Source organism: Cytobacillus depressus, assembly GCF_008923245.1.
Lineage (GTDB): Bacteria > Bacillota > Bacilli > Bacillales > Cytobacillaceae > Cytobacillus > Cytobacillus depressus.
In genome coordinates this window covers 35,432-59,312 of record NZ_WBOS01000010.1, presented here as the reverse complement: position 1 = coordinate 59,312, position 23,881 = coordinate 35,432, and the positions used below count along the sequence as shown (strand labels likewise).

The 23,881-nt window shown below is 39.2% G+C and carries 21 protein-coding genes; 17 read left to right on the top strand and 4 right to left on the bottom strand.

All coding sequences use genetic code 11. The features are described from left to right. Window positions 1-26 precede the first annotated feature (26 nt). A complete protein-coding gene (locus F7731_RS17595) occupies window positions 27-656 on the top strand; it encodes a LysE family translocator (RefSeq protein ID WP_151536115.1) in 630 nt (209 codons plus the stop codon). Window positions 657-752: 96 nt separating this feature from the next. On the opposite strand, the gene F7731_RS17590 is transcribed toward F7731_RS17595, so the two are convergent. Continuing rightward, window positions 753-1,727 (bottom strand): YpdA family putative bacillithiol disulfide reductase, encoded by a 975-nt coding sequence (locus F7731_RS17590; protein WP_170289740.1) that lies wholly within the window; start codon window positions 1,725-1,727, stop codon window positions 753-755. A gap of 318 nt (window positions 1,728-2,045) precedes the next feature. Here F7731_RS17590 and nikR point away from each other — a divergent pair, with 318 nt between their 5' ends. The 8 genes from nikR to F7731_RS17550 all read left to right on the top strand — a co-directional run bounded on the left by nikR (window position 2,046) and on the right by F7731_RS17550 (window position 10,581). Then, on the top strand, window positions 2,046-2,465 hold the full coding sequence (gene nikR, locus F7731_RS17585; RefSeq protein ID WP_151536113.1) for a nickel-responsive transcriptional regulator NikR: 420 nt from the start codon (window positions 2,046-2,048) through the stop codon (window positions 2,463-2,465). Between the two features lie 78 nt (window positions 2,466-2,543). Continuing rightward, window positions 2,544-4,163, top strand: a complete 1,620-nt coding sequence (locus F7731_RS17580) for an ABC transporter substrate-binding protein (RefSeq protein ID WP_151536112.1) — start codon at window positions 2,544-2,546, stop codon at window positions 4,161-4,163. 47 nt (window positions 4,164-4,210) lie between these two features. Continuing rightward, on the top strand, window positions 4,211-5,155 hold the full coding sequence (locus tag F7731_RS17575) for an ABC transporter permease (protein WP_151536183.1): 945 nt from the start codon (window positions 4,211-4,213) through the stop codon (window positions 5,153-5,155). Beyond that, a complete protein-coding gene (locus F7731_RS17570; protein WP_151536111.1) occupies window positions 5,152-5,997 on the top strand; it encodes an ABC transporter permease in 846 nt (281 codons plus the stop codon). Before F7731_RS17575 ends, F7731_RS17570 begins: the two co-directional genes overlap by 4 nt. A gap of 27 nt (window positions 5,998-6,024) precedes the next feature. After that, a complete protein-coding gene (locus tag F7731_RS17565) occupies window positions 6,025-6,948 on the top strand; it encodes an ABC transporter ATP-binding protein (protein ID WP_151536110.1) in 924 nt (307 codons plus the stop codon). Continuing rightward, entirely contained in the window at window positions 6,938-7,552 is a 615-nt protein-coding gene (locus F7731_RS17560; protein WP_151536109.1) for an ABC transporter ATP-binding protein, read from the top strand. Before F7731_RS17565 ends, F7731_RS17560 begins: the two co-directional genes overlap by 11 nt. Window positions 7,553-7,815: 263 nt before the next feature. Then, the gene (locus F7731_RS17555; RefSeq protein ID WP_151536108.1) at window positions 7,816-8,622 is read left to right on the top strand and encodes an alpha/beta fold hydrolase; all 807 of its coding nucleotides are present in this window, start codon (window positions 7,816-7,818) and stop codon (window positions 8,620-8,622) included. A 171-nt stretch (window positions 8,623-8,793) separates the two neighbouring features. Further along, window positions 8,794-10,581 carry a S9 family peptidase gene (locus F7731_RS17550; RefSeq protein WP_151536107.1) on the top strand — a complete coding sequence of 596 codons (1,788 nt, stop codon included), beginning with the start codon at window positions 8,794-8,796 and terminating at the stop codon, window positions 10,579-10,581. Window positions 10,582-11,263: 682 nt separating this feature from the next. Here the strand turns inward: F7731_RS17550 and F7731_RS17540 are convergent. Then, entirely contained in the window at window positions 11,264-11,767 is a 504-nt protein-coding gene (locus F7731_RS17540) for a DinB family protein (protein WP_151536105.1), read from the bottom strand. A 312-nt stretch (window positions 11,768-12,079) separates the two neighbouring features. On the opposite strand from F7731_RS17540, the gene F7731_RS17535 reads away from it, so the two are divergent. From F7731_RS17535 to xylF, 7 genes are all read left to right on the top strand, one after another. After that, on the top strand, window positions 12,080-13,150 hold the full coding sequence (locus F7731_RS17535; RefSeq protein WP_425482020.1) for a sugar ABC transporter substrate-binding protein: 1,071 nt from the start codon (window positions 12,080-12,082) through the stop codon (window positions 13,148-13,150). 149 nt (window positions 13,151-13,299) lie between these two features. After that, a complete protein-coding gene (locus F7731_RS17530) occupies window positions 13,300-14,820 on the top strand; it encodes a sugar ABC transporter ATP-binding protein (RefSeq protein WP_151536103.1) in 1,521 nt (506 codons plus the stop codon). Window positions 14,821-14,832: 12 nt separating this feature from the next. After that, the gene (locus tag F7731_RS17525; protein ID WP_151536102.1) at window positions 14,833-16,008 is read left to right on the top strand and encodes a sugar ABC transporter permease; all 1,176 of its coding nucleotides are present in this window, start codon (window positions 14,833-14,835) and stop codon (window positions 16,006-16,008) included. A 114-nt stretch (window positions 16,009-16,122) separates the two neighbouring features. Continuing rightward, the gene (locus F7731_RS17520) at window positions 16,123-17,103 is read left to right on the top strand and encodes a substrate-binding domain-containing protein (RefSeq protein WP_151536101.1); all 981 of its coding nucleotides are present in this window, start codon (window positions 16,123-16,125) and stop codon (window positions 17,101-17,103) included. Continuing rightward, window positions 17,100-18,566 carry a sensor histidine kinase gene (locus tag F7731_RS17515; protein WP_151536100.1) on the top strand — a complete coding sequence of 489 codons (1,467 nt, stop codon included), beginning with the start codon at window positions 17,100-17,102 and terminating at the stop codon, window positions 18,564-18,566. Before F7731_RS17520 ends, F7731_RS17515 begins: the two co-directional genes overlap by 4 nt. Then, complete coding sequence (locus F7731_RS17510) at window positions 18,544-20,094, top strand: response regulator (protein WP_151536182.1); 1,551 nt, start codon at window positions 18,544-18,546, stop codon at window positions 20,092-20,094. Before F7731_RS17515 ends, F7731_RS17510 begins: the two co-directional genes overlap by 23 nt. 29 nt (window positions 20,095-20,123) lie before the next feature. Then, window positions 20,124-21,188, top strand: a complete 1,065-nt coding sequence (gene xylF / locus F7731_RS17505) for a D-xylose ABC transporter substrate-binding protein (protein WP_246197278.1) — start codon at window positions 20,124-20,126, stop codon at window positions 21,186-21,188. Window positions 21,189-21,356: 168 nt separating this feature from the next. Here xylF and F7731_RS17500 read toward each other — a convergent pair whose 3' ends face one another. Both F7731_RS17500 and F7731_RS17495 read right to left on the bottom strand, forming a co-directional pair. Further along, window positions 21,357-21,560, bottom strand: a complete 204-nt coding sequence (locus F7731_RS17500) for a cysteine-rich CWC family protein (protein WP_151536099.1) — start codon at window positions 21,558-21,560, stop codon at window positions 21,357-21,359. Window positions 21,561-21,997: 437 nt separating this feature from the next. Continuing rightward, window positions 21,998-23,032: a DUF3231 family protein gene (locus F7731_RS17495; protein WP_246197277.1), complete on the bottom strand. Its 1,035-nt coding sequence runs from the start codon at window positions 23,030-23,032 to the stop codon at window positions 21,998-22,000. A 179-nt stretch (window positions 23,033-23,211) separates the two neighbouring features. On the opposite strand from F7731_RS17495, the gene F7731_RS17490 reads away from it, so the two are divergent. Beyond that, complete coding sequence (locus F7731_RS17490; RefSeq protein WP_246197275.1) at window positions 23,212-23,739, top strand: CBO0543 family protein; 528 nt, start codon at window positions 23,212-23,214, stop codon at window positions 23,737-23,739. The last annotated feature ends 142 nt before the right edge of the window (window positions 23,740-23,881 follow it).

Genomic DNA, 23,881 nt, shown 5'->3' with positions numbered 1-23,881 from the left:
AAAAGATAAAAAATGGGGGAAGCAAAATGTTTACTCTTTCTACACTGAGTGCGTTCTTGGTTATTGTACTTGGACTATTTTTGATACCAGGCCCAGCGGTTCTTCTTGTCGTTACTCGTACCGTTCAAAGCGGGCGTAAAGAAGGAGTGATGACGGGACTTGGAATTGCGACCGGTGATTTAATTCATACATTGTTTGCAGCAGTTGGACTGTCAGCCATTTTGATGACCTCTGCATTAGCTTTCAATTTTATTAAGTTTGCTGGGGCAGCCTATTTGCTTTACCTGGGGATTCGCGCCATTTTGGAAAAGCCTGCAGATCCGCAAATGCCAAAGGTTTCTCCGGTGTCAGCAAAAGATTCTTATCGTCAGGCTATTTTAGTTGAAGTTTTAAACCCAAAAACAGCCCTATTCTTTCTAGCGTTTTTGCCACAATTTGTACATCCGGAGCAGGGATCGGCCATCTTTCAATTTCTAATTCTGGGTTGTATTTTAGTGGTGTTAAGCGTGATCTATACAACGATTATTGCCTTTAGCGTACGTGCAGTGATGCAGCAAGTCAAGCGAATAGCGTGGCTTGGCCGTTGGAGCGGCAAGATCGTAGGGGCCATCTATATCGGACTCGGATTGAAAGTGGCGATTCAGAGTCGAACCTAGGAAAAATGTGCTTCCTAATTTGCAAAGCAATCGAAGTTTTAAGCCATAAATAAAACGAGAATAGACACTTTTTCAGCATGTCTATTCTCTACATTGTTACGCATTCAATCTCCGTCTCATGTCTTCCGCAATTTTCAACCCGTGAAACCTTCCATCTTCAATGTAAACACGATTTGTAATGCCTCCAGTTACAACTCCTGCTAAATAAACGTTAGGCACGTTCGTTTCGTAAGTTTCTGAGTTGAAGGCAGGGACCAACGTGGAAGAATCGATCTGAATGCCGATGCTTTGAAGCATCCCGATATCTGGTTGGTATCCGATTAATGAAAAAGCATAATCATTTGGAATTGTGACTAATCCTTCAGGAGTTTCAAGACAAATGGTTGTCATGTTGATCTCTTTCACACTTGAATTCGCGTAAAATTTGATTTTTCCCTTTTCGATGAAGTTTCGAATATCTAGTAGCAAAGATGGCTTAATGCCTTTGTAAACATTATCTCCACGATGGACGAGTGTGACATGTGCCCCGTTACGATATAGATCAATCGCCGCTTCGACAGCAGAGTTTTTTCCACCTACTACGGTTACATTTTGTCCGTGGTAAGAATGACCCTCTTTATAATAGTGCGCAACCTTCGATAACTTTTCCCCTTCAATCCCGATCTTTTTCGGATGATCAAAAATTCCTGTAGCAATCACAATCATTCTTGCTTGATAGGAAAAATGAGTTCCTGTACGGTCAACGGTATGTACTGTAAAAGAATCCGAGTCTTTCGAAATGCGATCTACTCTTTGAAAGCATTTAATATTAAGAGCTTGCCGCTCTGTAACAAGGCGATAATATTTGAGCAGTTCACTTCGAGTGGGGCGTACTTCCTGAGAAAGGAATGGGATATTCCCAATTTCCAGCCGATCCGAAGTACTATAGAAGCGAATATCTAATGGACAATTAACGATGGAATTGACAATCGCCTCCTTTTCAATAATGACATATTTAATCCCTTTTTCTTGAAGAGCAAGACCTGTTGCTAAGCCGCATGGGCCTCCACCGATAATGACAACATCATACATAAGCGAAAATCCTCCAATTTCCAATCTTTTGTTTGTAACCATTTTTACCAGAGCAGGATGTAAAGATACTTCTCCCTATTTATTTTTTGCTTAAAACCGGTGTTACATTTCTTTCAAGTTGTGATACTGGAATACACAGGCGAATATTAATGAAAAATTGAACATAAAAGTTGAATAAGCGAGGTTAGGATACTAAAATAAATGTTAAGTTTATAATAGGCAGATATTTCATTTTGGTTGTCGCTATCGTGTTACTAATGTTAAGAATCGTGTTACTAAAAAACTAGCATTTTAAAGGAATCAAATTAGGAGGAAATGATGGAAGAGTCTACATTAAAAAGGTTCGGAATATCGATGGATGGGCATTTACTGCGCAAGTTTGACCATTTAGTTAAGCAAAAAGGGTATGAGAATCGGTCTGAAGCCATTCGCGATCTTGTCCGCGATGCGCTTATTCAGCATTCGTGGGAAAAGGATGAACAGATTGTGGCTGGAAGCATTCTTTTATTTTATGACCATCACAAACGAAATTTACTAGAAGAACTGACGAAGGCCCAGCATGATATGCACGATATTATTATGTCCACTACCCATTTTCATCTGGACCATGCGAATTGTCTTGAACTTATCATCGTAAAAGGAAAAGCAAAAGACATCCAGCAGCTAAGTCATAAACTAACTAGTTTAAAGGGTGTTCATTATGGCAAGTTTACAGTGGCACCAATAGAAAATATTTAAGTCAAATTTATAAAATAGAAATCTATGCATTTATAGGACGGGACTAAATGAAAGAGATTAAATGATGAGGTGAATAATTTGAGGAAAAAATGGTTTGGAATAATCGTCTTAGCAACTTTTATTTTATCATTTGTGCTAGCAGGCTGCGCGCAATCGAAGCCGAACGAATCAAGTACTGAGAGTAAAAATAACGAAAATAAAAAGGATGAGCTTGTGCTCGCTTTTGGATCGGAGCCTGAAACAGGATTCAATCCAACATCAGGCTGGGGGCGCTACGGTTCACCGCTATTCCAAAGTACACTGCTAAAAAGAGATGACAAGCTTAATATTGTTAATGATTTGGCAACAGATTATAACGTAAACGAAGAAGGCACTGTTTGGACAGTAAACATGCGTGATGATGTGAAATTCTCAGACGGTCAGCCATTAACAGCTGACGATGTCGTATTTACTTTTGAAACAGCTTCTAAAAATGGTTCTGTTGTTGATCTGAATGTATTGGACAAAGTGGAAGCAATAGATGATCACACAGTAAAGTTCACATTAAAAGAGCCTCAATCCACATTTGTTAATACGTTAATCGGAACGGGAATTGTTCCAAAACATGCATATGGAGCAGACTATGCTGAAAATCCTGTAGGTTCGGGGCCATTTCAGCTCGTTCAATGGGATAAAGGCCAACAGCTCATTATAAAAGCTAATCCTGCATACTATGACAAGCAGCCATATTTTAAAAAGATTACGTTCTTATTTTTAAGCGAGGATGCATCTTTTGCTGCTGCTCAAGCGGGTGAGGTTGATCTTGCTTACATACCAGCTGCATTTAGCAATCAAAAAGTTTCCGGAATGAGGTTAGAATCTGTTAAAACAGTAGATAACCGAGGGATTGTTTTCCCATTTGTAAAATCTGGGGAATTTACGAAAGACGGTTATCCAATTGGCAATGATGTGACAGCTGATCCAGCTATTCGACATGCGATCAATATTGCGGTAGATCGCCAAGCCCTTGTGGATGGAGTGTTAGAAGGACACGGAACGCCAGCCTATACTTCAGTAGATGGACTTCCATGGTGGAACCCGGATACGGTCATTAAAGCTGCTGATATAGAAGGGGCACGAAAGCTTTTAGAAGAAGCTGGCTGGAAGGATAAAGACGGAGACGGAATCCTTGAGAAAGGGTCTTTAAAAGCGGAATTCACTCTTTATTATGTAGCAAATGATGCGATCAGACAATCTCTTGCCATTTCGGTTGCAGATATGATGAAACCGCTAGGCATTCATATTAAATTAGAGGGCGGCAGCTGGGATGTCATTGAAAAGAATATGTATTCGAATGCTGTTCTTCTAGGCTGGGGAAGCCACGACCCTCATGAAATGTACAATATATATAGCAGTAAATTCGCAGGAGTAGACTTCTACAACACTGGCTATTATCAAAATAAAACAGTCGATGAATACTTTGAAAAGGCTCTTCGGGCTACAAATGAAAAAGAGGCGATTGAGTATTGGAAGAAGGCACAATGGGATGGAACAACAGGTTTAAGTGCAAAAGGTGACGCTCCGTGGGCGTGGTTAGTAAATATCAATCACTTGTATTTAGTGAAAGATGGACTTGATATCGGAGATCAAAGAATCCATGTTCATGGGCATGGCTGGCCAGCAACTGATAACATTGCCGAATGGAAATGGAGTAAGTAACTGTGGGTAAAAATCTAGGGAAATTCCTATTGCTGAAAGGATTAAGAATGGTGACATTATTAATCGCCATTTGCTTTATCTCCTTTCTTTTAATAAAAAATTCTCCGATTGATCCGATACAAGCTTACATTGGCGCGGATATGTTGAAGGTAGGTCCTGAGCAGCGAGAAATGATTGCTAAATATTGGGGCCTTGATCAGCCAGTCCTCGTACAATTTTTTAATTGGGCATCGGCATTGTTGAAAGGAGATCTAGGTACTTCGATGATGTTTCGCCGTCCGGTGGCTGACATTATTAGTGAACGTTTCTTAAATTCCCTTGCTCTTATGATCTCCGCTTGGATTTTATCAGGAATCATTGGATTTATAATGGGCGTGATCGCTGCCATGAAAAAAGGTACGTGGATCGATCGTATGATTAAATGGTACTGTTTCACACTAGCCTCCACTCCGACTTTCTGGATGGGGCTTCTTATCCTTATTGTCTTTGCTGTATGGCTAAGGTGGTTTCCAATTGGAATGGGAGTTCCCGCCGGTGTCCTGGCTGCTGATGTTACTATGGCGGATAAAATCAAGCATCTTATTCTTCCTGCCCTCACGCTTAGTGTAGTTGGGGTTGCGAATGTGGCATTACACACGCGGCAGAAGCTAATTGATGTTCTAGCCAGCGATTATGTTTTATTCGCAAGAGCGAGAGGAGAACAAGGGCTTATCCTATTTTGGCGGCATGGATTACGGAATGTGGCCTTGCCGGCGATTACCTTACAATTTGCTGCTTTTAGTGAATTATTTGGCGGAGCCGTGCTAGCTGAGCAAGTCTTTTCTTATCCCGGTTTAGGACAGGCTACAGTCGAGGCTGGGCTGAGAGGGGATGTTCCTCTTTTATTAGGATTAGTTATATTTAGTACACTATTTGTTTTTGCCGGAAATCTATTGGCTGATTTGATTTACCGCATTTTAGATCCGCGGATGAGAGAGGGGCGTTCGATATGATTCATAGCCTGAATAAACGATTCCCTCTTAATAGAAGGCAATGGACGATGATTTCGATTTTATTTGCTATTGCTTTTTTAGTTGTTGTGATTGTAGGGAGTTTTCTATTAGATGAAGGAAGAATGGCCACTAATCTTCAAAATCGCAATTCGCCCCCATCTTTCAACCATTTGTTTGGGACGGATTGGTTAGGCAGAGATATGTTTACCCGAACGGTAAAGGGACTTTCATTGAGTATATGGGTGGGCTTGATCGGAGCGATTGGCAGTGTGTCCATTGCTCTTTTCCTAGGCATGGCCGCGGCAACGATGGGAAAAGCGGCCGATCGTATCGTATCATGGCTCATTGATCTTTTTCTAAGTGTGCCGCATCTTGTCACCCTAATCCTGATTGCTTTTACATTAGGGGGCGGATTTAAAGGAATTGTCATTGGTCTTGCCTTAACCCATTGGCCAAGCTTAGCTCGTGTCATTCGGGCAGAAGTGATGCAAGTCCGTTCCGCAGAATTTGTACAAGTGTCTCGGAAAATGGGAAAATCCCAATGGTGGATCGCGATGCATCATATTTTGCCTCATATTTTGCCTCAAGCTTTAATTGGTTTTATGCTCATGTTTCCTCATGTAATTTTACATGAAGCAGCCGTAACTTTTTTAGGCTTAGGGATGTCTCCTCACGAACCAGCGATTGGAATTATTCTATCGGAATCGATGAAATACTTATCTTCAGGAATGTGGTGGCTTGCCTTTTTCCCTGGGCTTTGCTTGCTGTTGATTGTGAGGACATTTGATCATATTGGAGAAAATTTTAGAATGCTTATTGATCCTTCTAGAGCCCATGATTAATAAATTAGAAAATTGAGGAGTTGAGAAATGCCTATCCTAGAAGTAGAGAATTTATCAATTTCTTTTAAGCAGTATACAGCTGGACTTAAACAGATGAATAGTCAAGTGATTTCAAGTTTAAGCATCTCTTTAGAGGCGGGGGAAATTCTTGCGGTTGTAGGAGCGAGCGGATCGGGGAAAAGTCTGCTTGCACATGCCATACTGGGAATTCTCCCGAGCAATGCAGATACGACTGGTACGATAAAATATGATGGAGAGCCCCTTACTCTCGCACGGCAAAAGGCATTAAGAGGGAAGGAAATTGCGATTGTACCGCAATCGGTCAACTTTCTAGACCCGCTGATGCGTGTGGGGAAACAAGTCCGTACGGCTGTCAAAAATGGGGAGGCAGTTGCACGCCAACGAGGCGTATTTGAGCGTTATCATTTGAGACGAGAAGTTGAAAATATGTATCCGTTTCAACTGTCTGGAGGGATGGCGCGAAGAGTGCTCCTCTCGACTGCTATGGTGAGCGAAGCAAAAGTTATTATTGCTGACGAGCCTACTCCGGGTCTGGATCCTGTTGTGATAAAAGAAGCGTTAAGTAATTTCCGAGAGTTTGCCGACAACGGCTGTGCGGTGATGCTTATTACTCATGATATTGAATCTGCCTTACAAATTGCCGATAAAATTGCCGTGTTCTATGCAGGAACGACTGTTGAGATTGCTCCTGTCGAAAACTTTACCGGTCAAGGGGAGGCGCTCAGACATCCTTATACGAAGGCTTTATGGAAAGCACTTCCTCAAAATGACTTTATTCCAATTCCAGGCTCACAGCCCCATCCAAGTGAATTGCCAACGGGATGCTTGTTCGCGCCTCGCTGTCCAATTGCCACTTCCGAATGCCATGAAAAACAACCAGATATGAGAGAGCTTAAGGAAGGAATGGTGAGGTGTATCCATGCAAATTGAAGCAAATGGAATCGGATTTCGTTATGAAAATGGACCATGGTTGTTTCGAGGTGTCGATTTAACCATAAAGCCAGGTGAAATTATGGGGATTACCGGACCGAGCGGACGCGGGAAAACAACTTTTTGCCGGATCTTATCTGGTTTCGAACAGCCTGTTGAAGGGACGATTACATTTGATGGCAAACCATTGCGGAAAAACGGCTATCATCCTGTTCAGCTAGTCTTTCAGCATCCAGAAAAAGCAGTAAACCCGCGCTGGAAAATGGAAAAAACGCTTACTGAAGGATGGAAGCCTGATCAAGAACTGTTAGATTTATTAGGAATAAAACAGGAATGGTTAGGTCGCTGGCCGAATGAGTTATCTGGCGGAGAGCTGCAACGATTTTGCGTTGCTCGCGCATTGGGACCAAACACTCGCTTCCTCGTTGCTGATGAAATGACAACTATGCTAGATGCCATTACACAAGCCCAAATCTGGCATGCCGTTATGGAAATTGCCAAACAAAGAGACATGGGGATCGTCGTTGTTAGCCATGAAGCTAAGCTGATTCAAAGACTTTGCCATCGGGTGGTTGAATTGGATAAGTTGTCATCCTACAATTAGTGATGAAAGAAAACTAACCCTATTGGAATAAGCATAAATTAATTAATAGTTCAACGCTAAAAATCCATCAAAAAGTAGCCTTCGCGTAGACCTTAATTAAAAAAGCCGACACTATTTTTTCAGTGTCGGCTAACAATACATTGTGAGTAAATAGCAAAGGTCGTAATTATACATACTAACGATAGGCTTCGTTAAAAGTACCCGTCTAAAATAGAAAGCCAAATTTAGACTTGGAAATCATTTTATTTGAGGTGATTAGAACCATGCCTATGTTAGATGTGGATGATATAAGAATGTATTATACCGTTAAGGGGGAGGGGATCCCTATTGTTTTTATTCATCCGCCCTTACTTACAAGCGCAAATTTTATGTACCAAATGGAAGAATTATCTCGGAACTTTAAAGTTATTGCCTTTGATATAAGAGGTCATGGAAGAAGCCCGTACTCAAATCAAGCAATCACTTATCAGACAATTGCTGAGGACATCCGGCAGCTGTTAGATTATCTGGGAGTCAAGAAAGCTTTCATTTGCGGATATTCAACCGGCGGCACGATTGCGTTGGAATATTTGCTGGCTTACCCAGACAGGTCATTCGGAGGCATTGTCATTAGCGGAATGTCTGAAGTAAATGATAGGAAACTAAAGCAGATGATTTCAATAGCCATTACACTTGCGAAAGCTAAAACACTTCCTATTCTGTCGTTATCCATTTCATGGAGCAATTCTGATACAAATGAGGCTTTTAAGAAATTATATACAGAAGCACTAAAAGGAGATGCAAGGAATATTGAACAGTATTACCGGTATAGCTTGCATTATAATTGTACCAGTCAGCTCCAAAAAATAGATCTCCCCCTTTTATTGGTCTATGGTAAGAAAGATAAAACATTTATTAATTATGCCAACATTTTGCACGAAAAATTACCGTGTAATGATTTAAAATTTATCGAAAATGAAAAGCATCAGATTCCTACAAAGGCTGCAGTTATATTAAACGAAATGATCAAACAGTTTATACAAACTTTAATGGAGAATGGTCACATAAATGATCCAACATGGAAATATTGACTGTACTTCAATAACGTAACCTGGCCAAATTAAATAGAGCATGATTCTAAATCTGATAAATATAATAAAATTGGATATCAAGTCGCTGTTTTAAATTTTTCCAATGTAGCAAATTTAAAGAGATCGTCATTTTAAGAGGATTTTTCAAAAATAATGAATGGAGGTAATGTTATGGATGAAAAAAGTCTAGATCCTTATTTGTTTGTCCAAACGGCGAAAAATCCTGAATATGGACCAGATGGAAAGAAGATTAGTTTTATTTCTGATTTTATGGGTTTACAACAGGTATGGGAGATCCAGCAAGGAGATGGGCGGCCTGCAAAAACATCTTTTACAATGGAAGGAATCACCTTTATAAAACGTATTGAAGGTACATCGGATATGATTATCGGGGTGGATGCAAATGGAGATGAAAGAGTACAGTTATACTTATTAAAGGAGAATGGTGATCCGATTGCCTTGACAAACTCTCCAGAGCATGTTCATTTGTTCGGTGGAATCTCCCCTGATGGAAAATGGATTGCTTGGTCTAGCAATCGCCGCAATCAAGCTTTTTTTGATATTTATATTCAAAACCTTGAGACACGGGAATCTCGCTTCGTTTTTGGCCAAGATGGAATGTTAACAGTAGTGAAATGGTTTCCTGACGGGCATTCATTATTGGTGAAAAAATCAAATTCATCCCTTGATCATGATTTAGGCGCACTTTCCCTTTTGACAGGGGCTATAGACTGGATAACAGAACATCTAGGCGAAGCAAGCTTTAAAGATGTTCATTTTAATAAGGATGGCGATCATATCTATTTATTATCAAATAAAGACCAGGAATTCTTTGGGCTCGCATTCATTCATTTATCTACCAAACATTTCACATGGCTGGAGCGAGGAAAGTGGGATTTTGAAGAACTAGCAATGAATAAGGAAAAAAATAAATTAGCTTTTACCATGAACGAAGGGGGAATATCCAGAGGGTATCTATTAGACTTGGATCGGAGTACCCTTTATACGTGGGAAACGCCAATGGGCGTTATCACCAACCTAAAGTTTTCACCAGATAATCAAAAGCTCGCTTATGTATTGAATGGCCCAGCCCATCCATCTGATATATGGGAGCTCGACCTTAAAACAGTCCAAGCAAAACGGCTTACCTACATCTCTCGTACCCCCATTCTGGAGCAAAAATTAATTGAGCCAGATCTAATAACCTTTCGATCTTTTGACAACCTTCAAATACCTGCTTTTTACTATAAACCAAAAGATGCCACTCAGAAACGTCCTATTGTCGTATATATTCACGGTGGCCCGGAAAGTCAAAGTCGTGCGGTTTATAATCCTCTCTTGCAATATTTTTTAAACGTCGGATATGCGGTAGTCGCTCCAAATATTCGCGGAAGTACTGGTTATGGAAAAACGTACACCCATCTAGATGATGTTCGAAAACGAATGGACGCTTTGAAGGATCTTATTTTTTTAGTGGAATGGCTTAAAGGAGATGAAAACATAGATACTAATAAAATTGCGGTCATGGGAGGCAGCTACGGTGGATTTATGGCTCTTGCTGCTATTAGCCACTATCCAAATTTGTGGGCAGCTGCCATTGATACCGCAGGAATTTCAAGCTTTCGAACGTACCTAAAAACAACAAGTCCTTGGCGTAAGAAGCTTAGAGAGGCCGAATATGGAACGATTGAGAAAGACGGAGGTTTTTTTGATCAAATCGATCCTTTGTATTATGCTGATAATATCACCTCTCCTCTTATGGTTGTCCATGGAGCAAACGACCCGCGTGTCCCGATTGAAGAATCCGAACAGATTGTGAATAAACTAAAGGTGCGAAATCATCCTGTTGTGTATATTCGTATGGAAGACGAGGGACATTCGTTCAAAAAAATAAAAAATAAGATTTATTCTTATTCCAATATGGCTAGTTTTCTTGAGCATTACATGGGGAATAAATAGTATTTGTTACAGGCATTACCGATCAAGAAAGTGGTGAAGTTTCCTTATTCATTTCTTTAGTGGAATAGAAACGATTGAAAGAGTAAATAACTCTTTCAATGTATGGATTCCATATCCGTTCAGTAATGTAAACAACTACGCTAGTAAAACCTCATAATAAAGCAATATCTGCAATATCAGATGGATAATGTTGTCCCATCCAAATGCGAGAGAATCCTGCCAAGAACGCTAAAGGTACATAATACAACCTAAGAAATGCTTGTAAAAAATGAAAGAAGTGGCTGCTGCAAATGCTAGAGCAGTGTGTTTACTTGGAAATGAAGAATTCTTTTTCGATGGGGACGGGGGGAATAAATGCACTCAAAGACTTAAAAATGGTCGAGGTTTAAAAAATTACCGTTTAATTATTGTATTCAGAAGGAATGTAATCCCAACTGAAATTCCTGTTAACAAAGTAATCTTTTTATGAAAGTGATTACGAAACCACATTAGGATTATTATAAGAACGAACAAATAACGAACTTTTTGAGAATTTGTTATCATAATCATATCTATAAGCCGGTAATCAGCTAGGAAAAAAGAATTTAAAAGAAATATTATGAACAAATAACGGTCTTGCCCTTTTGTGGGGAAGACCGCTTTTGTGTATTGGCCTAATGATCATCGGCAACTTAATTATGTATCACAAAGTTGGTGCTTCCATCCCATGCTCGCCCCATTCTTCAAGCGAAGGTCCGTATACACCAGGAACTCTCAGCCCTGCTTGACGCATTAATACAGTCATTTGCCCTCTGTGATGAATTTGATGTGAATTTATAATAGACAGTGTCAGTCCTTTTGGCCATTTTTCCCCATACATATCATCTACTTCTTTAAGGGAGTCATCTGTCCATTGTGCCTTAATTGCTGCAACCATATTTTCATTTGATGTCCGATACTGCTCAGCAATTTCTTTAGCGGAAGTAGGAACTGGGCCATCGTGCTTGGCACCTTCGAATTTTAGTCCAGTCCGTGAAAGCATTTCATCCAGGGATGTTACGACATGCCACGCGAGTCTGCCTAAAGTGCGATGATCTGCCGTGACTTGCTGATTCAAGGATTCATCAGTTAACGCATCCAAAACCTTTTGTGTAGAGTTACCTTCATGTCCCCAAAGATTAATAAAATCATCAATTGAATGAAACATATAAAAAAGCCTCCTTAAAATTGTACTTACATTCTTATTCTTTCATTTACATAATAGCTCCTTCTTAAACATGAAAAAAATTTTTGAATGGATTAATAAGCAAAAACGAGACGTAAAAAAATGCCTCAACATATGTAAGAAAATAAACTTTATGAAAATAAGCTAAAAAAGTACAGAAAAAGTTAAAAGATTACTATTGATAACGTTCCCTTGACTGAATATTTAGAATTTATAATTAAAGTGTAAATACTTTAAAAGGAGTGGGGAGAGTTGGGCAAGAAATTAAAGGGATTAGCACTTTTGGCAATCTTGCTGGTTTTTGGACTACTAGTCGTTGGATGTAGCAGTAGTAGCAGTGGTGGCAGCGGTTCAATCGATGTAGGCATCGTGTTGCCAACAAAGGATGAACCAAGATGGGTACAAGACGAGAAGCGTTTTAAGGACGCGTTAGTAGATTCAAAGTATTCGACTGAAATACTATTCAGTCAAGGATCTTCAGCCAAGGAAAAAGAAAATGTAGAAGCATTATTAAATAAAGGCATTAAAGTATTAATCATTACTCCCCACGACGGTGCAGCAGCTGCATCGGCAGTAGAATCAGCAAAGAAAGAAGGCGTGACGGTTATTGCCTATGACCGTTTAATAACAGAAACAGATGCAGTGGATTACTATGTAACCTTTGATAGTTTAGCAGTAGGTGCAGCGCAAGCGCAATATTTAGTGGATCGTGCACAAGGGTCTGGTGTTCCGCTTTATCTGTATGCAGGAGCGGCTTCAGATAATAATGCATTCCTATTCTTTGAAGGGGCATGGAAGGTGCTTCAGCCGAAAATTGCTGATGGTACTTTTAAGATTGCAAACTCCAGTGAAGCGGAAGGGTTAAAAAATTCAGGGGATCTTTCTAGGGATCAGCTAGGAAAAATTATTGGCCAAATTACAACGAACTGGGATCCGAACGAAGCAAAAAATAAAGCACAAACACACTTAACAGCTACGGGCAGCGATCTAAAAAGGAATGTGGCCATTCTTGCCCCGAATGATGGCACTTCTCGAGCAATCGCAGATGTATTTGGTTCCGATGGTGAGATTACAAGCTATATTGTAACAGGTCAGGATGCTGAGAAGGCATCTATTCAATATATCATTGATGGAAAGCAATCAATGACTGTATTCAAGGATGTACGAACTTTAGTAAAAGATGCAATGGGGATGGCGATTGATATTCTAGATGGCAAAACACCAGAAACAACAGGCTCTTATAATAATGGTTCCGTAGAAGTAAAGGCAAAGCAAACGAATGTCATCGTGGTGGATAAAGACAATGTGAAGAAAGAGTTAATCGACTCAAAATACTATGAAGCAAGTGAATTCACGGGTTTATAGAAAAAAATCAAATAGGAAGGGAGAATAGTGATGGCCGTTTGTATCACTATTTCTTCCTTCCAATTTTGGCTAATTATCTTAGTTGGGGCCTGTTTGACCCGTTCGTATGAGGCAAAGGCGTTTAGAATTTTTATCGGGGGGATGACGGAGTGGGTAAATATATTTTAGAGATGAATGACATATCTAAAGAGTTCTCAGGAGTCAAAGCCCTTTCGAATGTGAATTTCAAAGTAGAAAAAGGCGAGATCCATTGCTTAGTTGGTGAAAATGGTGCAGGAAAATCAACACTAATGAAGGTTTTGAGTGGCGTCTATCCATATGGCACATATGGAGGCGATATCGTTTTTGATGGTGAGGTTCAGCAGTTCAAGGAGATTAATGACAGTGTAAAGGTAGGTATTGGCATCATTTATCAAGAGCTTGCGCTATTTCCTGATCTGACTGTTTATGAAAATATCTTTGCTGGCAATGAGGTGAAGAAAGGTCTCTTCGTTGATTGGAATCAAACAATTGTCCAAGCAGCAAAGATGCTGAAGAAAGTAAAGCTAGACGTGAAGCCGGAAACGAAGATCAAGGAATTAGGTGTCGGAAAACAACAGCTTGTGGAAATTGCTAAAGCATTAAGCAAAGATGTCCGCTTGCTAATATTAGATGAGCCAACAGCTGCTCTAAACGAGGATGACAGTGAAAATCTTTTAGAGCTTTTAAGGGAACTGAAAAAGCAAGGAATTAGCTGCATCATGATTTCACATAAACTGAAGGAGGTCATTTCCATTGCCGATAAAGTAACGGTTTTGCGAGACGGAAAAACAATATGCAGTCTTGATGCAAGTAAAGGAGAAGTTGCGGAAAATGTGATTATCAAACATATGGTGGGACGTGACATTGAAGATATATATCCGAAACATCCAGAAAGGTATATTGGGGAGACTGTATGCGAACTAATCAATTGGTCGGCGTATGATGTGAAGCTCGGGCGATATGTTGTGAAAGATGTTAATTTACATGTAAAAAAAGGTGAAATTATCGGCATTGCAGGTCTGATGGGATCAGGTCGCACAGAGCTTGCTCTCAGTATTTTTGGGAATCCGAAGGGCTACAAGCTACAAGGGAATCTGAAAATTAAAGGGGAGCCGAAAGTATTAAAGCATACGAATAATGCTATAAAGGAAGGCATTGCCTATGTGACAGAGGATCGAAAAGGTGACGGGCTATTTTTATTACAAGATATTAAGAATAATATATCCGTTGCACATTTAAAAGGGATTGCAACGAAAGGGATTCTTAATTTAAACGAAGAAGTAAAAGTCGGTAAAGAATACAAAGACTCGTTATTAATTAAAGCGAATTCACTGGAGCAATCGGTGGCCGAGCTAAGCGGCGGAAACCAACAAAAAGTGTCACTCGGAAAATGGTTGTTTACTGGTCCGGAGATTCTAATCCTAGATGAACCGACACGAGGAATTGATGTAGGGGCAAAATTTGAAATATATACGATAATGAATCAGCTCATAAATGAAGGAATGAGTATTATTATGATCTCCTCTGAGCTTGGTGAAGTGTTAGGGATGAGTGATCGAGTGTATGTCATGGCAGACGGGGCAATCAAAGGCGAGATGAGTGTGAAGGAAGCCACACAAGAAAGAATTATGGAATTGGCGACGCAATAGGAGGGAATAACGATGGACTTTTATAAAGAAGGGAAAGAGCTCGTTAAAGCCAACATTCGAGATTACGGAATGTATATTGCGTTAATCGTCATCATGTTAACTTTTACAATATTGACGGACGGCTTGTTTATGTCTTCCCGAAACATTAGTAATTTACTAGATTCTGCTGGTTATATTGCCGTACTGGCAGTTGGAATGACTCTTATCATCGTCATTCGCCATATCGATTTGTCGGTGGGGTTTTTGGCAGGGTTTCTTGGTGCGATTACGGCTATTTTTTTGACTCAAGTCGGTTTACCGGTATGGCTGACCATTTTGCTCATATTAATTTTTGGTACGGTGATCGGATTAATTAGCGGCTCGTTAGTTGCGAGGCTAGGGATTCCATCATTCGTTGTTACACTTGCTGGCATGCTGATTTTCCGTGGTGCACTCCTTCAAGTTACAGAAAAAACAGGCACGATTATTATTAAAGACAAACAGTTTAATGCAATTGGGAACGGATTTATTCCATCCATCATGCAGGTGAATGGCTTACATCTACTGACGTTATTAGCGGGATGTGTCGGAGTTTTATTATATGTATACACCGAAATCTCCAATCGTCGCAGTAAGCAAATATATGGTTTTCATGTCATGTCAAAAGAAATTTTTATTGTAAAGCTCGCTTTAATATCAGCCATTATTGGCTATATTACTTGGATTTTAGCAGGGTATAACGGGTTATCGTGGACTGTTGTCATTATGATTCTCGTTGTTATTATTTATCATTTTCTTACGACTAAAACTGTACTCGGCCGTCATATTTATGCTGTAGGAAGTAATCCCGAGGCGGCACATTTAAGCGGGATTAACGTGCAAAGAATCACATATATTGTTTTCGGATCAATGGGGATGCTTGCCGCGTTATCTGGTATTCTATTTACTTCCAGGCTGCAATCGGCAACAACGACAGCGGGAACCCTATTTGAACTTGATGCTATCGCTGCGGCCTATGTTGGCGGTGTATCCTCAGCTGGCGGCGTCGGAAAAGTAACGGGTGCGATTATTGGTGCAATTGTTATGGCTTCGTTATCAAATGGAATGAATTTGCTCGGTGTCGGAATCTCCTATCAATATATGATTCGCGGTGGTGTTTTAGCTGGAGCGGTAATCTTTGACGTTATGACACGAAAGCAACGAGCGTAAAAAAGGGAATAATAGCTATGAAGGCATCCTATTTACAGGGTGTCTATATTGTTTTGTACTTATAGTTTAGGTGATAAGATGGAAGGAACTAGCTTAAGGAAATGGGGAAGGTGTATGCGAAAAAAAGTTGTACTTACACTAAGTATATTCATTATCATTTTTAGCTATTTTACTATTTTATCAGCTACTAAAGTGTTTCGTTCAACGAGTCATATGCCCGCCCCACTTACTTCTGTTGAAGAAGCCATTCGTCTTGTCCTTATTACGAAAGAGTTGGATACGCCTTTTTGGAATAGAGTTGGTCAAGGAGCGTTGAAGCAGGCGAAAGCAGAAAGTATTCAGCTAGAGGTATGGGGGAGCTACGGAAATAATCAAGAAGATTTTTTGAAAAAAGTGGAGATTGCTATTCAATCGAAGGTGGATGGAATCATTGTCCAAGGGCTTGATACTGACGAGTTCAAAGAGCTGACAAAGGTGAAGGCGGCTTTTTACGGAATTCCTGTAATTACGGTGGCGAACGATGTGCCGGCTGAACAGAGCTTACGGAAGACATATGTTGGTTCTAATCATTATTTGGCTGGGAAAAAGGTAGCTCTGCAAATGCTTAAAGATATGGGCGCAAATGGTGAAGTCATTATACTTGGTGACATGGAACCAACCTATTATCAAAAAGAACGTTTAGCTGGTATTCAGGAAGTATTAAGTGGGTATCCAGACATTCATATTCTTTTTAAAGGAACAGCAAATACGAAGGAACAAGTGATGGGAACAACGCAGCAAATAATGAATGAAGTTCCTAATGCAACTGCTTTTATAGCCATTAATGCAAACTATGCAGGCACGATGATTCAAGAAATTAGTAGACGGACACAAGTAGAGCCGTATTTTATTTATACGTTCGATGATGGAGTCGATTCAACACCTCTTTTAGAACAAGGAAAGCTAGATGCCATTTTGGAGCAAAAGCCAGAAGAAATGGGTAGTGAAAGTGTAAAAAGATTGATGGAATGGATCACAGGAAAGACTGTACCGCTCAATTCAAAAGGATATTTTACGGAAACGCGAATGGTTGAAGCTGCGGGTGTTAAGCGATGACGACGACGATTCAGAAAAAGATTTGGACGCTTGTTTCCGTTGTACTGCTGATCATGGTGATGATTTGGCTGACATTGACCTATTACAATCAGAAAACACAGAAGCAATCCAATGATATTTTACAGCGTTATTTGCAGATAAACGAGGTTACAACAGCTAGTCAGCAAATGATAACTAATTTAAATAATTATTTACTTGTCCCAACCGAAAAGCGCAAACAAGAGGTTGAAAAAAGCATAAGTACGATTAAAAAGGTAAAAAGAGATGTAGCAGATTTGCGTAATGAAGAAAATACATTTTCAGTAACGAATTATATTCACTTAATAGACAGTCTTATCGAAACGGCAAATCGTTCTATAATGTTTTCTAATAATCATGAAATTGAAGATTCCACGAAAGAATTTAATGAAGCCAACCGTATTTCGATGTACATATCAGAAATGACATTAACCATTTTAGATCGTGAATTGAAGACGTATAACGAGTTTTATCGTGGGATTATTAAGCAATCAGAAGAGTTAAAGAATCTAGGAATCTCGTTATTGCTTTTAATTACATTCGTATTACTATTAGTAGCCTACTTGTTTTCACTAAGTATTACACGACCGATCTATCAACTGACTAAGGCAGCTAATGAATTGTCTCAAGGCCGTTTTAATAAGCGGATCGAAGTGGATTCGACTGATGAAATAGCTTTTCTGGCAAAAACTTTTGATGAGATGAGAATAAATATTAATAATTTAATCTTGGAAATTCAGCAAAAGGCTCAGCTTGAGCATGAGCTTCAGCAAAGCAAACTGCTTCTAAGGGAAAGTCAATTAAGAGGCTTGCAAAGCCAGATAAATCCGCATTTTTTATTCAACACCTTGAATACATTGTCGAAAAAGGCCTATTTGGATGGTGCAGAGGAGACAAGTGATCTCTTAGTTAGTGTGGCTGGCATACTGCGTTATAACCTAAAGCGAGTCGATCGCTCTGTAACGCTGTTTGAAGAAGTGATTGTCTTAAATCAATATATAGAGATCCAAAAGGCGCGTTTTACGGATCGCCTACATTTTGAATCAGACATTGACGAAGACTGCTTACACTTTGAGATTCCAAGCCTTACTCTTCAGCCAATCATTGAGAATGCTGTTATTCATGCTATTGAGCCAGAGGAAGAAGGGGGCAGCATTTCGTTTAGAATTAAGAAGAATGGATCTTGTGTCATTATTGAAATCGAGGATAGTGGAAAAGGGATGCCTCGGGAGAAAATTGACCAGTTACTTGGCGGGAGCATTCTTCCAAATGAGGGGCATTTTACAGGGATCGGTTTTCAAAATGTCGTCAAGCGATTAGAGCTATATTACGGAGTAAATGATTTAGTCACGATTTATAGTGAAGTAGGCCGTGGTACGAAAGTAGTCATACAAATTCCAAAGACAAAGGTGGAGGAAAATGTTGATGAAGCTTCTTATTGTTGATGATGAACCGATTGAGCGGGAAGGGATGCAGGCCATTTTACAAAAAGCTTTCCCTGAACTGATGATTTACCAAGCGAAAAACGGGAAATTGGCAATAGAATTCACAAATACTATTCAACCAGATTTGATCTTAATGGATATTATGATGCCGGGTATGACAGGGCTTGAAGCGATTGAAAGAATTCAGGCAGAACACCCGACTATCAAGTTTGTTATGGTGACGGCATTTGATACGTTTAGTTATGCTAGACAAGCAATCAAGCTAGGGGTAAAGGACTATTTATTGAAACCTAGTAAAGCAAGTGAGATTGTCTCAACAGTTGGAAAAGTGTTAGATGAATGCAGGCAGGAACTTAAAGCGAGAATGATAAGTCAGATGCAGCAAGAAAATTGGAAAAAGGCTTTAACATTAGCAGAAACAGATATTGTGACACAGCTAATATTTGATCATATACATGAACTGCAAATTGAGATGCTTGTCGATATGCTTGATGCTCATTCGGCTTATGAAAAATTTGTTATGGTAGTGACTCTTCCTGAGAGAGCTGAGCATTACTATGTGCGAATCAAGGAAAAGGTTCACGAAACGAGCAATGCTTGGGTGGGAGCCTTATATGTTAGACAGCTTCCTATTATTGTTTTTCGTGACAATAGAAAATCATTTCGCTGGCAGGTGCAAAACCTGGCTAAAGCAATCTTATCTTTAGATAAAGAGCAGTTAAGGGCGGACTGGATTATAGGAGTTGGTGAAATATACGAGTCACTAGATAAAGTTCGTCAATCATACCAAGAGGCACTTATCGCCTTAATGGATACAACGCTCGCCGCCAAAGTCCGATTTTACTCCGATGTTCCAGCAAATAGCTTAGAAACAGATAATCCGAATTTAGAACAGCAACAGAAAGCTTTCTTTGACAATATTCGCTTAGGAGACTGGGAATCTATTCGTTCGATTGTGTTGAATACTATCCAACAGTATGAATCTGAAAGAAAACCACTCATTTATACACAGCAGCGAGTACTTGAGTTGCTCTGGATTGTGAGCCGAGTGATGAATGATATGAGGATTGAAACGGATGCTCCATTTTTCTCACTTCAAGCACAGGATTACCGTCAATTGCGAACTGAGACTCTTCAAATGCTTAGGCAAATGAACTCGATCTATAATGCCCATTTCGATCAAGCGGAGTCAGATAAAATCCAACAAATCCAGCAATATATCCGTGATCATTCGCATGAGGATATTTCACTTGAAACTTTAGCACAGAAGATCAATTTAAATCCTATTTATATTAGTAAAATGTTTAAAGAGAAACTAGGAATCAATTATATCGATTTTTTGACGCAGTGCCGCATTGAAAAAGCAAAAAAGCTCTTGAACGACCCGGAGCGAAGTCTTAAGGAAATAACTTACGAGATTGGATATAATGAGCCGAATTATTTTAGCAAAGTATTTAAGAAAATGTGCGGGATATCCCCGAAGGAGTATCGAAAAACTTTATTAAGCAAGAAGACGATATCTAGATAGGATAAAAATGGCAAAAGAGGGGTGAGTGTTTGAGCCGTATAGCTATAATTCTAATAGGAATAAACTTGCTGTTAGTTGCTTGCACAGGCACTTCAAGTCAAGTTTCGGACCCAGTTAATCCAGCAAAAGAGATTCCTCTTGGTGAGAAAAATCGTCCAATCCGTATTGGTTTTTCGATGGATACATTGCTAGAGGATAGATGGCTGAGGGACCGTGATTTGTTTAAGGAAGCGGTTGAGGCATTAGGAGCGGAAGTCGAGATTATCGCGGCAAACGGAGATGATGCTCTGCAAATGACACAGGCTGAGAAACTCATTCAAAGCGGGATCGATCTCTTAGTCATTGTCCCGCATAATGCAGAAGCAACGGCTGCGATTGTCCATAAGGCACATCGCGCAGGAATTAAAGTTATTGCCTATGATCGGCTTGTCAAAAATGCGGATCTCGATATGTATGCATCCTTTGATAATGAACAAGTGGGTGAAATGCAGGCAAAAGCCATTACGGCTCTCGTACCAAAAGGGAATTACGTTTTTATTGGAGGGGCAATTACTGATAACAATGCACATTTATTGAAAAAGGGTGTGTTTAACATTCTTCGGCCGTATATTGAGCGCGGCGATATTCAAATTGTTTATGATCAGTGGACAAAGGATTGGAATCCAGTAAATGCGAAAGCCAATATGGAAGAGGCTATCCGGGCAACTAACGGACAAATCGATGCGGTGATTGCTGCCAATGATGCAACAGCAGGTGGTGTTATCCAAGCCCTCACAGCAAATGGACTTGCTGGTAAAGTCCCAGTTGCCGGACAGGATGCTGACTTATCAGGCGTGCAGCGAATTGTTGCTGGAACTCAGAACATGACAGTTTATAAACCCATTCACATGCTTACAGAGTCTGTAGCAGAACTAGCAGTCAAAATGGCTAAAGGCGAGCAGGTCTCCACAGACCGCAAAGTTTATAATGGAAAGGTAGAAGTCCCTTCTAAACTAATAACGCCAATTACTGTAAATAAACACAACATAGATCGTACAATTATTTCAGATGGATTTCATTCTTATGAGGATGTGTATAGTTCGACTTCGGAGTAAAGAAAATATGTACTTCGCCCGGCCTAGAATGCTTAAACCAACTACTTCCATGTTTGAAATTTAGTCGTGTTGTTTTGGGTTTCATTAAATTATCTGTTCTATTAGGTGGCTATAACCACTAGTGCGAAAAAAATTAGCCACCTTTTTAGATGACTTGTAGCTCAGTATTCACTGCTGACTATTATTCTGCTCTTCTTTATATTTATTTAAGCAATTTTTACATATACAATGTTTCCTTCTGCTTTCTTCAGGAACTAAATCAAAGATTCCTACTGGAAACTTTTCTTCATTGCACCAGCATTGTCCTTGTTCGCTACCGTTAGTCATACACTTATTTTCTTCTCCACATATGGGACAGTATTTATTAGTCAAATTCAATTCTCCCTTAGCTTTTAAAAAATGATTTTCAAATTAATCATACATTATTTAATAACATTCAGTCAGAAACAAGTACAGCAACGTTTAATGTTTCTGGAGTTTGTGGGCAGAAAGAGTTGGTTACAACTCCCTGAGAAGAAAATGACTACTAATATTATTTATGATTGGTGTGGAGGAGTAAAGGATAAAAGGACAATTAGAAGGGGGTTATTAAAAAACTTTAATAAGGTTGGTAATTATCAGTGGACTTACTATAAGTGAGCTAAGAGGCAACGGACATTTTAAGATCAGTTATTTGTTCGAAATGTCCGTTATCGCTCATCTAACGGACATTCCGGGGTTAATTGTTGAACCAAATGTCCGCAATTGTTCATCTAACGGACATTTCGCAGTTCACCAAAGCACCAATTGTTATCGTCATCGTAAAGTACTCATTTAGAAGTCAGTTTCCCTCGATCGGCTGCTTCTGGGGGTTGCTCAAACCAGCCGTTTTCAATCATTAGTTTTGCAGCCGATTCGACAAATAAAGAAATATTTGTTAAAGATTTTAAATACATCAAACCGAGATCGCGTCTGCCATCTACAGCTGAGGAGTTTCCAATGGCCCTAATTTTCATTGAAAACATATCCACCTTATGAAATAACATAATTTTATCCGAAAAAGGGGAAACGGTGGATGTCGTAACTAAATGACCTAAAAATGATGGAGATGGCAAATTTTCATTATGTAGCTTATCCATATAGCGTTCAATTGATTTTCTTGTAATCTCTTCGCCTTTCTTTAATACTTCGCGCACCTTTTCTTTTTTTGCTACTTGAGTAAAAGCTACGAGCAGCGCTTTGCTTGTCACGTTATTTTCGATATTATCGTAAAGATGGGCAATTTCTAAGGCGTGTAAAGGGCGCACATCTCCAAAAAAGCCATTTAGAAAATCTTTTTGTACGAAACGCACCTGTTCTGGGATTGGAATATAAGGTGGCTTTATTATCATTCCTCTCGCCATTAATATCTTGTTGACTTGTTCGATTAAACTAATGCAAGCATTCATGCAGTGGATAAAAAAGTCTTTTACGTCTTTTCTGTACATTAAAGGAATGGCTACATTATAAATGCTCATCCCAGCTTTTCCGACATACTTTAAATAATATACATAGAACTCGTCTTCAAATAATTTTGGGGCATCAAGATTAACATCTTTATCAGTAAATCCTACTGGGATCGGATAATTTTCTTTCGTAAATATGTCCTCAATGGTATTTAAAAATTCATTAGCAAATTGTAATGCTGTGTTTAATAGAGCTTTAATTTCTTTATCCTCCACATGATTAAGAAAATAACTCATAATGCATTTAGTCATGCTATTTCCCATATAGGACGCCCACAGTTTTCCGATTTCTGCAGATGTTAGTTTGTCATTTGAGTTATTTGGATATTCAGCTGTATTTTCGGGTTTGGTCGGTTCCAAAGCAAATCACATCCATCTTTTTTTCAATAGCTTTCCCTCTCAATTTAAAAACTTATTCTCAAACGAAAATTAAACATGTAAAATCTGCGCTTCAGCATAATCCCTTATCTAAGCAGTCATTCTTTTTGAAAAGTATGGAGATAATAAGAAATATTGTATTTACTTGGAGGATGTTCAGCTTGAATGCCATTTATGCTTTAGTTTGGTTGTTTGCTTTATATAAATGGGGAGATTATAAAAATTGGAGAAAATATTATCCAACCATTCTCTTCTATATTTTGGGGAATTTTATTTATCTCTATTTATTATCTGAAACTTATCCAATGTGGAGATACAATCCGCAAGGAATAAATGAAGATATTGGATTAACGAATGCACACATATCCTTTTCTATTATGATCATACAGTATCCGGCTACCATTTTAATTTATTTATCAAGGTTTCCTGAAAGAAAATGGAAGAATCAATTGCTGTTTGTCATTGGTTGGGTGCTCTTATACGCATTACAGGAGTTCATCGATATTAAGTTTAACTTCATGGACTATTACAATGGTTGGAATTTTTATTGGTCTATATTGTTTAACTTTGTCATGTTTATTATCCTTAGAATTCATCATACCCGACCACTTTTAGCTTGGCTCCTTTCCTTTCTCTTTATTATTTTTTTATGGAATGTATTTGATGTACCGAAAGAAGCTTTTAAATAGTTATTTATATACCTGCAAATACACTTCGTTTCCTATAATCAGGCTTTATGAAAATCTTAAGTTTAAACGGTAGTTCTATATTATAATGGATGAAAATTAATATATTCAGTATAGTTATTTTCAGGTTTATGAGCATGTTCAA

Excerpts from the sequence above, each read along its gene's own strand:
- F7731_RS17525 (WP_151536102.1), top strand. The coding sequence starts at position 14,833 with ATGGACTTTTATAAAGAAGGGAAAGAGCTCGTTAAAGCCAACATTCGA.
- nikR (WP_151536113.1), top strand. The coding sequence starts at position 2,046 with ATGGAAGAGTCTACATTAAAAAGGTTCGGAATATCGATGGATGGGCAT.
- F7731_RS17590 (WP_170289740.1), bottom strand. The coding sequence starts at position 1,727 with ATGTATGATGTTGTCATTATCGGTGGAGGCCCATGCGGCTTAGCAACA.
- F7731_RS17520 (WP_151536101.1), top strand. The coding sequence starts at position 16,123 with ATGCGAAAAAAAGTTGTACTTACACTAAGTATATTCATTATCATTTTT.
- F7731_RS17565 (WP_151536110.1), top strand. The coding sequence starts at position 6,025 with ATGCCTATCCTAGAAGTAGAGAATTTATCAATTTCTTTTAAGCAGTAT.
- F7731_RS17560 (WP_151536109.1), top strand. The coding sequence starts at position 6,938 with ATGCAAATTGAAGCAAATGGAATCGGATTTCGTTATGAAAATGGACCA.
- F7731_RS17570 (WP_151536111.1), top strand. The coding sequence starts at position 5,152 with ATGATTCATAGCCTGAATAAACGATTCCCTCTTAATAGAAGGCAATGG.
- F7731_RS17575 (WP_151536183.1), top strand. The coding sequence starts at position 4,211 with ATGGTGACATTATTAATCGCCATTTGCTTTATCTCCTTTCTTTTAATA.
- F7731_RS17595 (WP_151536115.1), top strand. The coding sequence starts at position 27 with ATGTTTACTCTTTCTACACTGAGTGCGTTCTTGGTTATTGTACTTGGA.
- F7731_RS17550 (WP_151536107.1), top strand. The coding sequence starts at position 8,794 with ATGGATGAAAAAAGTCTAGATCCTTATTTGTTTGTCCAAACGGCGAAA.
- F7731_RS17515 (WP_151536100.1), top strand. The coding sequence starts at position 17,100 with ATGACGACGACGATTCAGAAAAAGATTTGGACGCTTGTTTCCGTTGTA.
- F7731_RS17555 (WP_151536108.1), top strand. The coding sequence starts at position 7,816 with ATGCCTATGTTAGATGTGGATGATATAAGAATGTATTATACCGTTAAG.
- F7731_RS17540 (WP_151536105.1), bottom strand. The coding sequence starts at position 11,767 with ATGTTTCATTCAATTGATGATTTTATTAATCTTTGGGGACATGAAGGT.